Below are 13,051 nucleotides of genomic sequence, written 5' to 3'. Positions count from 1 at the left end.
TTATGCCCCAAATTTCTATCATTATACCTGTTTACGACGAAGAAGAATCATTGCCTGAGCTGCAGGCATGGATTGTAAAGGTAATGGAAACAAAGGGCCTCAGTTATGAAGTTATATACGTGGATGATGGCTCCAAAGATGATTCCTGGCAGGTAATAAGAGACCTGTCCACTCGGGATGTAAATGTAAAAGCCATCAGATTTATTCGAAATTATGGTAAATCCGCTGCTTTAAATGTTGGCTTTTTCAAGGCCTCGGGTGAAGTGGTGGTTACCATGGATGCTGATTTGCAAGACAGCCCGGAAGAGATTCCGGAGCTTTACCGCATGATCACAGAAGAGGGCTTCGATTTGGTCAGTGGCTGGAAACGTAAACGCCACGATCCAATGTCTAAAACCATCCCTTCCCGATTGTTTAATGGGGTGACCAGGTTTATCTCTGGAATTAAGCTTCATGATTTCAATTGTGGATTGAAGGCCTATTCCAAAAAGGTAGTAAAAAACATAGACATTTACGGGGAAATGCACAGGTACATCCCCCTTATTGCCAAGTGGAATGGCTTCGGCAAAATTGGAGAAAAGGAAGTTGCCCACAGTCCCAGAAAATATGGTACAACCAAATTTGGAATTGAACGCTTTGTGAATGGCTTTCTGGATTTGATTTCCGTTTCATTTGTCAACCGATACCGCAAGAATCCCATGCATTTTTTTGGAAGTATGGGTTCGCTTTCCTTTATAACAGGTTTTGTAATCACAGTATGGTTGATTTATGAAAAAATTGCTGGCCTTAGAAATGGTTTGCACGTTAGAGAAATTACCGATCAACCTTTATTTTTTCTTGCGCTTGTAGCATTAATTGTTGGTGTACAGCTATTTCTTACCGGATTTATGGCAGAGATGATGACCTCTAACAGTGCGCATAAAAGTGATTATAATATTTCCGACGAAATAAATGGTGAAGAATAATGCGTTTTTCGGTGATCATTCCAGTGTACAATCGCCCCGAAGAACTACAAGATTTACTTGAAAGCCTAACGAATCAGACTTTTAGCGATTTTGAAGTAGTGGTAATAGAGGATGGTTCGGAGCACTCTTCACAAGCCATTCTCAGGGGTTTTCATGATAGAATCAGCATTAACTACCACTTCCAGGAAAATACCGGACAGGGTTTCGCCCGCAACAAGGGAATTGAACTGTCAAAAGGGGATTATTTTGTTTTTTTCGATTCTGATTGTGTCATTCCTTCAGACTATTTGGAAATTCTTAATGCTGCCCTAGAGCAGCGCAATCTGGATGCGCACGGCGGTCCTGATGATGCAGGAGAAGGGTTTTCCCCTTGGCAACAAGCCATGAACTTTAGCATGACTTCTTTCTTGACTACAGGTGGTATACGGGGTAAAATGAAAAACCCTGCAAAATACCAGGCTCGTGGGTACAATATGGGCTTTTCCAGAGAAGTGCACCAAAGGGTAGGGGGATTTATTCATCCCAATATGGCAGAGGACATTGAACTGAGCATTCGGATTAAAAAAGCAGGTTTTAAGTTAGAATTGGTGAGTGAAGCCTTTGTATACCACCATCGAAAAAATGATTTTCTATCCTTTATCCGTCAAAGTCATCAATTTGGCAGGAATCGGGTTTTCATTACAAGGTTTCATAAAGATGCACTCAAACTGGTGCATTTGCTTCCGGTGTTTTTTTTAATAGGGCTACTGCTCCTTCCTTTGGCTTTCCTGATTTATGCACCCATAGGCTATGCGATTGGAGCAGTGTATTTTCTTTGGACGATCGCAGTGTTTTTCAGTTCTGGGCCGGGTTTAAGAGTTAGGTTTATAGCGCTGCTGACCTCTTATGGACAATTGATTGGATATGGCACAGGGGTACTCAGGGAAGCCTTGAAGCCAGGATAAAAAAAATCATTAAACCCGACCAGACCGTCATTGCGAACCCTTTTTGTTGGCCTTAGTGCTGGGAAAGGGTGCGGCAATCATGACCAATCGTCACTGCGAAGCCTTTTGGAGGGGGAAAGGGAGGGAAGGCTGCGGCAGTCCCTGCACGTTTATCATTTACGAAACTTTATCAACAGGAAGGACAAAACCAGGGCATACTGCGGCAGTATCTACCTGTGAGGGATTCCTTCGGCTTTCTCCCCGCAAAGCCCTTGCTAAGCCTCGGAATGACGACTTTAATTGTTAACGTTCATTCAATCGTCATTGCGAACCCTTTTTGTTGGCCTTAGCGCTGGGAAAGGGTGCGGCAATCTCGACCAATCGTCACTGCGAAGCCTTTTTGGCAGGCAGGCAGGTGCGGCGGGAAAGGCTGCGGCAGTCCCTGCACGTTAATCATTTACGAAACTTTATCAACAGGAAGGAAATAACCAGGACATTCTTCGGCAGTATCTACCCGCGAGGGATTCCTTCGGCTTTCTCCCCGCAAATCCCTCACAAGTACATAATTTTGTCAGCATTGTTGCGAAAAAAAAGCAACAATACCGCCAAAATCCGGTAACTAACCATATACCGTCCATAGGTTGACACCTATGGCTATTATTGTTTCAGCCCTTCAGGCTGCCATCATTCGGTCTTAGTATCAATTTTTTTTTATATGGATTTGGTCCTGGTCCCGAAAGTTTGGCTATGCCAGGCCAGTTAATCAGAGCTCGGAGAAAATCCGCAACGAACCCTACTAATCCGTCATTGCGAACCCTTTTTGTTGGCCTTAGCGCTGGGAAAGGGTGCGGCAATCTCGGCCTATCGTCACTGCGAAGCCTTTTGGAGGGGAAAAGGGAGGGGAGGCTGCGGCAGTCCCTGCACGTTAATCATTTACGAAACTTTATCAACAGGAAGGACAAAACCAGCACATTCTTCGGCAGTCTCTACCCGTGGGGATTCCTTCGGCTTTCCCCACACATCTCCCCCACGAGTTCAGGATTTTGTCAGTATTGTTGCAAAAAAATAAGCAACAATACCGCCAAAATCGGGTAACTAACCATATATCGTCCATAGGTTGACACCTATGGCTATTATTGTTGCAGCCCTTCAGGCTGCCATCGTTCGGTCTTAGTATCATTTTTTTTTATATGGATTTGGTCCTGGTCCCGAAAGCTTGGCTATGCCAGGCCAGTTAATCAGAGCTCGAAGAAAATCCGCAACGAACCCTGCTAATCCGTCATAGCGAACCCTTTTTGTTGGCCTTAGCGCTGGGAAAGGGTGTGGCAATCTCGACCTATCGTCACTGGGAAGCCTTTTGGAGGGTAAAAGGGAGGGGAGGCTGCGGCAATCCCTGCACGTTAATCATTTACGAAACTTTATCAACAGGAAGGACAAAACCAGGACATTCTTCGGCAGTATCTACCTGTGAGAGATTCCTTCGGCTTTCTCCACACATCTCCCCCACGAGTTCAGGTTTTTGTCAGTATTGTTGCAAAAAAATAAGCAACAATACCGCCAAAATCGGGTAACTAACCATATATCGTCCATAGGTTGACACCTATGGCTATTATTGTTGCAGCCCTTCAGGCTGCCATCGTTCGGTCTTAGTATCAATTTTTTTTATATGGATTTGGTCCTGGTCCCGAAAGTTTGGCTATGCCAGGCCAGTTAATCAGAGCTCGAAGAAAATCCGCAACGAACCCTGCTAATCCGTCATTGCGACCCCTTTTTGTTGGCCTTAGCGCTGGGAAAGGGTGCGGCAATCTCAACCTATCGTCACTACGAAGCCTTTTAGGATGGGCTATTGCGGTGGGCAAGGGTGTGGCAGTCCGGCCTATCGTCACTGCGAAGCCTTTCTGGTGGCATTGGCGGCGGGAAAGGGTGCGACAGCCCCACCGTGATAGGGATTCCTTCGGCTTTCTCCACACATCTCCCACGAAGCCTCGGAATGACGCTTGCTTAATGAACATTAGGTAAAACCTCGAAAATTAGGTTTAGGTTTTCGCTGAATGAGTGTCCATGATTAAAAACATTTGTATTTCGAAATTTGGGTAAATTAATCACAATGCTTTTTGTCATATATGCTTGTATATAAAAAAGGCGAATTTTGGGCCTATTTTTTTTCAAAAACATTAATATAACACAAATGACACATTTCACATATCCTTTAATGTATTTTGACATATCATTACCGTGGTTTGGCCTTTAGGATGAAAAAAAGGTATTAAACAGTTTTTTACTGACTGACTTTTAAATATCTTTGCTAAGAATTATAAAGTTCATTTTATATACTATAAATGAAGTCACACAACAGATTATTTTTTACCTTTTTGATTTTAGTTGCTACCAGCTCTTGCGTTTCCAATAAAAAAATCATCTACATGCAGGACATGTCTGAAGAAGATGTTCCCTTGTTTACAGAAAGCGAGCTTGTTGCCAACAATAATGCTGAATACTACCTTCAATACAATGACGTAGTGGACATTAATGTAAGCACCACTTCTCCAGAACTTAACGAGATCTTTGGTATAGCAGCAGGAGATCAATCCATGCGTATGAATGCTCAGAGTACTCAGAATGGAGGCGATATCTTTTTCATCAATGGCTATACCCTTGATGAAAATGGGATGGTGGAGTTACCTTTGCTAGGAGGCATTAAATTATTAGGGCTAACGACTAAACAAGCACAAAATTTGGTAGAGTCAAAAATGAAAACCTATGTGAATAAGGAAGATTTTTTCGTTAGAGTACGATTAGGAGGTATCCGGTTTTCTGCTTTGGGTGAGTTTAAGAACAATGGTAATTTCACAATTCTTCAGAACCGTATCAGCATTTTTCAGGCCATAGCACATGCCGGAGACTTGACTACCACAGCAAGGAGAGATCAACTGGTTTTGATGCGCCAATACCCAGAAGGCACCAAGACCTTTCGGATCAACCTGAATGACGAAAGATTGATTGCCTCTGAATTCTATTTCATTCGTCCCAATGACATGCTTTATGCTGAACCCATGAAAATCCGTGAATTAGGTACAGGAGTTAATTTTGTGCAAACTTTCCAATTGGCTGTTACTACCCTTTCTGCAGTTTTACTCGTGCTGAACGCCATAAAATAATTACTTAATGAATCAATCTGACACCAACAGAACTCCGTTTTTAGGACAGGAAGAAGAAGTAATCGATATCAAGGATATTGTATTGAGGATTTGGCGCATTTGGCCATATATTGCTCTCTCCGTCATCTTTGCATTGAGTCTGGCATATGTTTATATTCGATATTCGGTACCAGAATACCAGGTTTCCAGTAAGTTTTTTGTAAAGGAAAAGGAGAATCCATTCAATTTATTTGAATCTGCGGGATTAAATATGGGAGGTTCGGGGGAAATGGAATTGGGCAACCAGGTAATCATCCTTAAATCTCGACCAATTGCCAATGCTACTTTGGAACGTTTGAGTTTTGATGTGGAGTACCATGTCCAGGGACAATTTATAAAGAGTGAATTGTACCAAAATACTCCAATTTCCGTAACCGTTGATTGGAGCCATCCTCAATTGGCCAATGGTGATTTGTTGATTAAGTGGTCTGACCGGAAAAACTTTACTGTCACCTATTTAGGAGATAGTTACAATCAAGTTTTTCCAGATTCGAATACTGGAGGGAGATTGCAGGGCCCTGTTTCTCCAGAACAGACCTTTCGCTTTAATGAATGGGTAGAATTGCCCATGAACCGCTTTAAGGTGGGATTAACAACGGCCGAATCCAAAGGGCAGATAATCATCCGTTTAAGAGAAAGACAGGATTTAATAAACCATTATACCGGAGAAAAATTACAAATATCCACAATGGACAAGCAGTCAACGATTCTCCAGTTGACGATTAAAACAGAAACACCTAAAAAGGGAAGGGATTACTTGAATACTTTGCAGGAGGTTTATCTGGAAACTGAATTACAAGAAAAAAACTCCATGGCCACCAATACCATTGATTTTATCGATGCGCAGTTGGTGGTATTGTCAGATTCATTGATGTTTATTGAAAACAGACTTGAGAGTTTCCGCTCGAATAATTCCATCTATGATTTGAGTTCAGAAGGCACTGCGATTTTCAAACAACTAAAAGCCTTGGAAACGGAATTAGCGAAAGAAAAATTCAAAAGAACATATTACCAGCAACTCACCCATTATCTAGAAAGGGAAGATTACAACGAAATAGTGGTGCCATCAGGATTGGGCATAGAAGATCCCATTTTAAATACACTGATTCAAAATTTGTTGGAATTACAGGCGGAAAAGTCCATGCATGCCTCCAAGCTAACAGAAATTTCCCCCCCATTGCGCGAAGTGAATAGAAAAATTAAGGACATGAATCTTTCTATACTGGAATTGTTACAAAATGTGGACAACAATGCCCAATTGTTAACCAGGGATCTTCAGGAGCGTATCAAAAAAATCACAAGTACTTTTAGTAGTTTGCCTCAAACGGAACAGAATTTATTACGAATTCAAAGAGAATTTTCCTTAAATGAAGAATTGTATACGTTCCTATTGGAGAAGAGAGCAGAGGCAGCCATTACAAGGGCCTCGAATACCCCTAGTAATAAAATCATAGAAACGGCGCTTATCAATTCAAATCCAATAAGTCCAAAACCTGCTCTTACCTACCTAATTGCAATCGTCTTCGGATTGGCAATACCAATAGGCTATGGTTTTGTTCGTACATTCTTTAGCAATAAAATTAAAGATGGAAAAGAATTGGAAAGAAAAGCGGATCTCAATCTGATATCCACGATTGGTCTGAATGAAGATCCTGACAATTTGGTGGTTTTAAAGAAGCATAGGTCGGGTGTCACAGAAGCTTTTCGCTCCCTTAGGGCCAATATGAATTTTATACTTCCGAAAGAGCAATCCTCAGTGATTTTGATTACTTCCAGTATATCAGGGGAAGGAAAGACTTTTTGTAGTATTAATTTGGCATCAGTCTATGCCCTAAGCAATAAAAAAACGCTGTTAATTGGCTGTGACATGCGAAAACCCAAAATTTTTGAAGATTTTGGTCTAAACAATATCCAAGGTTTGTCTACTTATCTCAGTCACAACCAAGAGGATGTCAATAAAGTCATTCAAAAAACAGCCTATGAAAACCTGGATGTCATTGTTTCCGGTCCTATCCCTCCAAACCCTGCAGAGTTGCTGATCACCAATCGATTTGGAGAATTATTGGAGGAAATGAAAGGCCGATATGATATAGTAGTATTGGATACCCCCCCAATAGGTTTGGTTTCTGAGACTTTGGACCTGGTTAGACGCGCCGATATTTCCCTCTTTGTAGTCCGTTACAATTACAGTGACAAGCAATTTATAGAACATATCAACAGTCTAAAAAAACAGGATATTCTTAACAAAGCCTATATCGTTTTCAATGGTGTGGAAAAAGGTGCCCATCATTATGGCTATGGAACTGGTTATGGCTATGGCTATGGCTATGGTTACGGCTATGGTTATTACGAAGAAGATCATGACAATAGAAGCTTTATGAAAAAGTTATTCAGCAGAAAATAATTTATAATTAAACCCGAATTATAGAATTAGTTTCTGAGTAGTTATACCTAATAAAGAAGGGTATCAACCTTCTTGGATTTGCAATATTTTTATTGGGCATTTGGCTCGTTTCAATTTTAAATTGGGACTGAGGAGGCGAAGCTGTGTAAAGTTGTAAGCCCTTAAAACCCCAATTGGTTTAAAGGGTTCGGATTGGTTTACTACAATTTGGGAATGTAGTAAAGGATAAATGTGCTATTTGGACTTAATACTGAAATCATGTCACCCTTTCTGGCCTTACAATTTAGATTTTACACATATAGACACAGGGCTATCACCCTGTGCTGAAATATATCGCCCTTTCAGGGCTAAGGAAATAAAGTAATTGCATCAAGGCAATCACTTTATAGCTATCACCTGTTCAGGCTTATGAATTTACAAAAGGTCGCCCATAAAAGCCATTTTCCTCAAATCCTCCTTGACAAGGGGGTAGAGCCTGTCCCGACCAAAGTCGGGAGGGATTTCAACGAGAATAACAATTTAACAAGTCAGTTCTAATTTCGAAATAACCAAGCCCTGAAGGGGCAGCATATCAAAGGGATGGGTGCAGCCCATTTATGTGATACCAGCATCCGAAAGTTAATAGCCCTGTAGCGGCGTAATACCAAATCCATTAGACTGCCCTGACCTTTCCTGAAAGTGTCAAAATCAAGTGAGGATAAATCAAGAATTACTGATTGGACAGGCTTCTATTGGTAAATAATTATAAGTAAAAACCCATTATTAACAATAATAAACCCATTCTTTCATTGAATCTGTGAATTTTGTGAAATAATATTTTGTTCGGATTGAAATCTAAATAGAAAATATTATTTAATTTAGCTTATATTTGCACTTTATTTATTTTAATCTTTACAACTAATATTTTTATCCACATGAGCGTTCCTTTAAAAGATGTGAAAATTGCCGTAATTGGGCTGGGTTATGTTGGACTTCCCTTGGCAGCAGAATTTGCCAAAAAATTCCCTGTTGTTGGTTTTGACATTTCCTCTAAAAGGGTAAATGAATTGAATAGTGGTCATGATTTCACCCTGGAAGTGGAAGACCATGATTTACAAGCAGTTTTGGCTACCAAAAGCCCAAAAGACAAAGGACTTTTTAATTCTAATAATCCTGCTGACCTTGCAGATTGTCAAGTATACATTGTTACTGTACCTACTCCTACGGATAGACACAATAGACCTGTATTGACTCCAATGTTGAAAGCCTCTGAAACCATAGGCCAATATTTGAAAAAAGGAGATGTAGTAATTTATGAATCCACGGTTTATCCTGGGGTTACCGAAGAGGAATGTGTTCCGTTATTGGAGAAAATCAGTGGATTGACCTACAATGTCGACTTCTTTGCAGGCTATTCACCGGAAAGAATTAATCCTGGAGACAAGGAACATACTGTTTCTAAAATCTTAAAAGTAACTTCTGGCTCTACCCCTGAAATAGCGGAGTATGTAGACAGCCTTTATAGAGAAGTAATCGTAGCTGGTACGTTCAAAGCCAGTAGTATAAAGGTGGCAGAAGCTGCCAAAGTAATTGAAAACTCCCAACGGGATATAAATATTGCTTTTGTAAATGAATTGTCTAAGATATTTAATCTCCTAAATATCGACACTCAGGAAGTATTGGAAGCTGCTGGCACCAAATGGAATTTTCTTCCTTTTAAACCGGGTTTGGTTGGTGGACACTGTATCAGTGTAGATCCATTTTACCTGGCACAGAAGGCACAGGAAGTTGGCTACCATCCAGAGATTATACTTGCTGGAAGAAGGTTGAATGATTCCATGGGCAAGCATGTGGCTACAGAGGTGATCAAGCACATGATGCGCAAGGACCTAAAGGTGATTGATAGCAAAGTGTTGATCCTTGGGTTTACTTTCAAAGAAGATTGTCCGGATGTCCGAAATACGCGTGTAATCGACATCTATACCGAATTGAGAAATTTCGATGTTGAAGTGGATGTATATGACCCATGGGCAAATCCTGAAGAGGTTGCACATGAGTATGGTGTAGACATTATAGGTGGGAAAAACTGTCCCCCTCTAGAGGACTATTCTGCTGTTATTTTGGCCGTAGCACACAAAGAATTTAAAACGCTACCCATTCAAAAAAGCAACAAATTAGTGGTATTCGATGTCAAAGCCGTATTGGAAAAGGACAAGGTCGATGCCAGACTTTAATTAAAATATAAGGGGCAGTTTTGGGCCTAAGAATAAAGCGGGAAAAGGACAAAAAAGGTAAGAAAACAATGCTTTTGACTTATTAAGAAGCGGTCATTATATTGTTTTCTTTTTTCCTTATTTCTCTTAACATTTTGGAATAAGTGCAACAAAAATAAGTTATGATTTCCTATAAGAGACAATGTTCTATTTTCCCTAGAAATCTACTTTCAACTCAATATCATAAAATTAGATACCTCTCGCATTACCACCATTTGCTATTCTATTAACAAGAATAGGGTGAATATTAATATGCATTTTATTTTTGAAGCTAAACTTGACAATTCCTACCCTTTAATGCGATCCATTTAATGACTAAAGTCAAGAAGTTAGCGCTTTCTGGGATTATTTGGAACATCATCCAGTTGGTAGTCAATCAAGGGGCATCCTTTATTGTCAAACTAGTGCTTGCCAGGGTGCTCTTTCCAGATCAGTTTGGTTTGGTGGGCATGGCCGTTGTTTTTATAGGTTTTGTTCAGGTATTTAATGATTTGGGGATCGGAGCGGCTTTAATCCAAAGGAAAGAAGCCGACCTTAAGGAAGCCCATTATCATACCGCTTTTTGGACCGGTGTAACATGGTCCATTTTAATGTATTTGATTATTTGTTTTGTCATTGCACCATTTGCGGCCAATTTTTACAATGAACCTTTATTGAAAGACCTTGTCCCTGTTTTAGGGCTGGGTATATTGGCAAATCCTTTCAATATGATTCATAAGGCACAATTGACCAAACGAATGAATTTTAAAAGAATGGCGCTTATCAACAATACCGCAAATATTAGTTCGGGGGTATTGTCGATAATTTTGGCCCTTTCAGGTGCAGGTGTTTGGTCTTTGGCTTTTAATTCAGTCGCCACTTTCGTAATTGCCATTCCCTTGTATTTTAGTGCTACAAAATGGTTTCCAAAATTTATATTTGAAGAGCAGGCTTTTAAAGATGTTTTTGGCTTTGGTATCTATACCACAGGAACCAGCATTACCAATTACCTGATAAGTAATGTTGATTATTTGCTGATAGGAAAGTTAGCGACTGCTCAGGCATTGGGAGCCTACACTTTTGCCTTTATATTGACTGATATATTTAGAAGCAGGTTAATGAGTGTGATGAATACGGTGTTTTATCCACTTTACAGTAGGATGCAAGACAATCCCGCTTCGCTAAAAAAGTACTACCTAAAAGTGGTAGAGTACAACAGTGTGGCAATATTCCCAATCATGACCTTCTTTATATTGATGGCAGATCCTGTTATTTTGATCGTATTTGGGGACAAGTGGCAAGATTCTTTAGACCCCTTGAGAATCCTGGCCCTTGCGGTGATGGTACATATGGTGGTCAATAGCAACACGGCTTTAATTCGTGGTTTGGGCCTGCCGGATTTGGAAATGAAATTACAGATATTTAAAGCCATACTTTACCTGCCAATTGTCTATTTTGCGATTGTTAATTACGGTATAATTGGTGCAGCCACAGCTGTCCTTATCAATAAAATCATTGCGGTGATTATCGCCCAATTCACTTTTAATAAGTTTTTATCCGTGAAAATATCCACCATGGATTTTTTCAGAGCGATAAGAGTGCCTTTATTGGCAACTGTTTTTACCGCCCTTGTAATTCTTTTTTGTAACAATGTTTTAAATTTTCACTATATCCTTTCTTCTGTCCTTCTATTCTTAATCTATGGTACAATTATCTGGTTGGTAATGGGCAAGGAAGCTTTGGCAGAGTTTAAAGAAATAAAAGCTTTATAGTACTGCAGTGTTTGATTATTAGAAAAATTAATGTTTAGTTAAACGGAAAAAAATCCCCCTTTCCCCCTTTTAAAGGGGGATTTGGTGAAATGGAATAGTTAGGTTGATTTGGTTTCATTTAAACGGGCTTACCAAATGGAAAAGGCAAAAACGTTTCTTCAAACTCTAAAAAGTCAGACATCCCTTTAAAAGGGGGATTAACCTGAACTGTTTTATTGTAAATGGAGGATGCAACTTGGACAAATAAACGCGATCAATCTTCAGAAAAATATACGTTTGCTTATATGATTGCCAAATCCCCCTTAATAAGGGGGTTAGGGGGATTTTAACAGGAATAAAGAACTTATAATGTCTTAAAAATGGAGGATGTGGTCTAACCAAATAAAAGCCCTCTACCGGTAGAAATATAAATAAGCATCAGCGATGCGCTAAAAAAATTAAATAAAATACCCGTTTAAAACAAAAGTTACTGCCTACTCTTAATGATAAAAAAAATATTAAAATATCCCTTTAATAAATTCTCAAGGCTTAAAAACAGCCTTTATAAAGAAAAACTACCCCTTTATTTTCACAATAGCGGCTTTCTGTCTTCGCTCTATTATTTTTTATTCAGCCCAACCTTCAGAAGGGAACATCGGGCTGTGCTGTCAGGTAAAGTCAAACACATTCAGGAAGCAAATAAATCGAAATTCAATTATTTCTTATTGGTGCGGAATACCCACCGTATTGAAAAGGGGCTATTGATGCGTCCTAGAAGAGATTTCTTTGCCGCTAATTTTATTGAAGAAACCGTAGACTCCTATATTGGTGTAATTAATAGTCAAGAGCATGGGAATAATCCCCAATTAAAGTGGTTTAACAATGTATTGACAGAATACTTTAATGTTTGCAAACCCAATAAGGTAATAGATACGCAAAGAGAAAGGTTTTTCAAGATTGATTCACACTTACCTGCCACAGATGCTTTATGTACGCAACAGGAATCGCTTCCTTATAAAAGAGATCCGGAATCCTTTTCTGGAATAAGCTACGAGGAGTATTACAAACTGAGCAGGCAAAGGAAGTCAGTTCGATGGTTTATAGACAAACCAGTAGAAAGGAAGCTTATAGACAAAGCCATATTGGCAGCGATTCAGGCCCCCAGTGCCTGCAACCGCCAACCTTTTGAATACCATATTATTGATGATAAAGCCAATTTGGCTCAGGTAATTGAGCTACCTATGGGGACCAAAGGATATGCGCATTCTATTCAGACCTTTATTGTGGCTGTAGGAAATTTAGATGCTTATTTTGATGAGAGAGACCGTCATTTGATTTATATTGATGCCTCATTAGCGAATATGTCTTTGATGTTGGCTTTAGAAACTTTGGGGCTAGGCAGTTGCCCTATCAATTGGCCCGACATTGAGATGAGAGAACAAAAAATGGCCGAATTCTTACACTTAAAAGCCCATCAAAGACCCATAATGTGTATAGGCGTCGGTTATCCGGATCCTGAAGGAAAAGTGGCCTTTTCGGAAAAGCGTTCGCTTGATGACATTCGGAAATATTTAGCATAG

General features: G+C 39.9%; 7 protein-coding genes. All 7 read left to right on the top strand.

Features of this window, described 5'->3' with window-relative positions; all coding sequences use genetic code 11:
* The first annotated feature begins 2 nt into the window (after positions 1-2).
* Positions 3-965: a glycosyltransferase family 2 protein gene (locus AC0L7T_RS20840; RefSeq protein ID WP_473338112.1), complete on the top strand. Its 963-nt coding sequence runs from the start codon at positions 3-5 to the stop codon at positions 963-965.
* Positions 965-1,909 (top strand): glycosyltransferase family 2 protein, encoded by a 945-nt coding sequence (locus tag AC0L7T_RS20835; RefSeq protein ID WP_473338111.1) that lies wholly within the window; start codon positions 965-967, stop codon positions 1,907-1,909. Before AC0L7T_RS20840 ends, AC0L7T_RS20835 begins: the two co-directional genes overlap by 1 nt.
* Positions 1,910-4,311: 2,402 nt before the next feature.
* Positions 4,312-5,046, top strand: coding sequence for a polysaccharide biosynthesis/export family protein (locus tag AC0L7T_RS20830; RefSeq protein ID WP_473343388.1), 735 nt, complete (start codon positions 4,312-4,314; stop codon positions 5,044-5,046).
* A 7-nt stretch (positions 5,047-5,053) separates the two neighbouring features.
* Positions 5,054-7,489, top strand: coding sequence for a GumC family protein (locus tag AC0L7T_RS20825; RefSeq protein ID WP_473338109.1), 2,436 nt, complete (start codon positions 5,054-5,056; stop codon positions 7,487-7,489).
* 914 nt (positions 7,490-8,403) lie between these two features.
* Positions 8,404-9,702, top strand: coding sequence for a nucleotide sugar dehydrogenase (locus AC0L7T_RS20820; RefSeq protein WP_473338107.1), 1,299 nt, complete (start codon positions 8,404-8,406; stop codon positions 9,700-9,702).
* A gap of 350 nt (positions 9,703-10,052) precedes the next feature.
* Positions 10,053-11,492 carry a lipopolysaccharide biosynthesis protein gene (locus AC0L7T_RS20815; RefSeq protein WP_473338105.1) on the top strand — a complete coding sequence of 480 codons (1,440 nt, stop codon included), beginning with the start codon at positions 10,053-10,055 and terminating at the stop codon, positions 11,490-11,492.
* 482 nt (positions 11,493-11,974) lie between these two features.
* Positions 11,975-13,051: a nitroreductase family protein gene (locus tag AC0L7T_RS20810; protein WP_473338104.1), complete on the top strand. Its 1,077-nt coding sequence runs from the start codon at positions 11,975-11,977 to the stop codon at positions 13,049-13,051.

The organism is Cyclobacterium sp. 10D3-21 (genome assembly GCF_055809755.1).
The sequence above is the reverse complement of the archived record's forward strand: the minus strand, read 5'-3'. Positions and strand labels throughout refer to the sequence as shown.

What these genes read in the sequence shown, in the direction of transcription:
- AC0L7T_RS20840 (WP_473338112.1), top strand. Translation starts at nt 3, where the DNA reads ATGCCCCAAATTTCTATCATTATACCTGTTTACGACGAAGAAGAATCA.
- AC0L7T_RS20835 (WP_473338111.1), top strand. Translation starts at nt 965, where the DNA reads ATGCGTTTTTCGGTGATCATTCCAGTGTACAATCGCCCCGAAGAACTA.
- AC0L7T_RS20830 (WP_473343388.1), top strand. Translation starts at nt 4,312, where the DNA reads ATGCAGGACATGTCTGAAGAAGATGTTCCCTTGTTTACAGAAAGCGAG.
- AC0L7T_RS20825 (WP_473338109.1), top strand. Translation starts at nt 5,054, where the DNA reads ATGAATCAATCTGACACCAACAGAACTCCGTTTTTAGGACAGGAAGAA.
- AC0L7T_RS20820 (WP_473338107.1), top strand. Translation starts at nt 8,404, where the DNA reads ATGAGCGTTCCTTTAAAAGATGTGAAAATTGCCGTAATTGGGCTGGGT.
- AC0L7T_RS20815 (WP_473338105.1), top strand. Translation starts at nt 10,053, where the DNA reads ATGACTAAAGTCAAGAAGTTAGCGCTTTCTGGGATTATTTGGAACATC.
- AC0L7T_RS20810 (WP_473338104.1), top strand. Translation starts at nt 11,975, where the DNA reads ATGATAAAAAAAATATTAAAATATCCCTTTAATAAATTCTCAAGGCTT.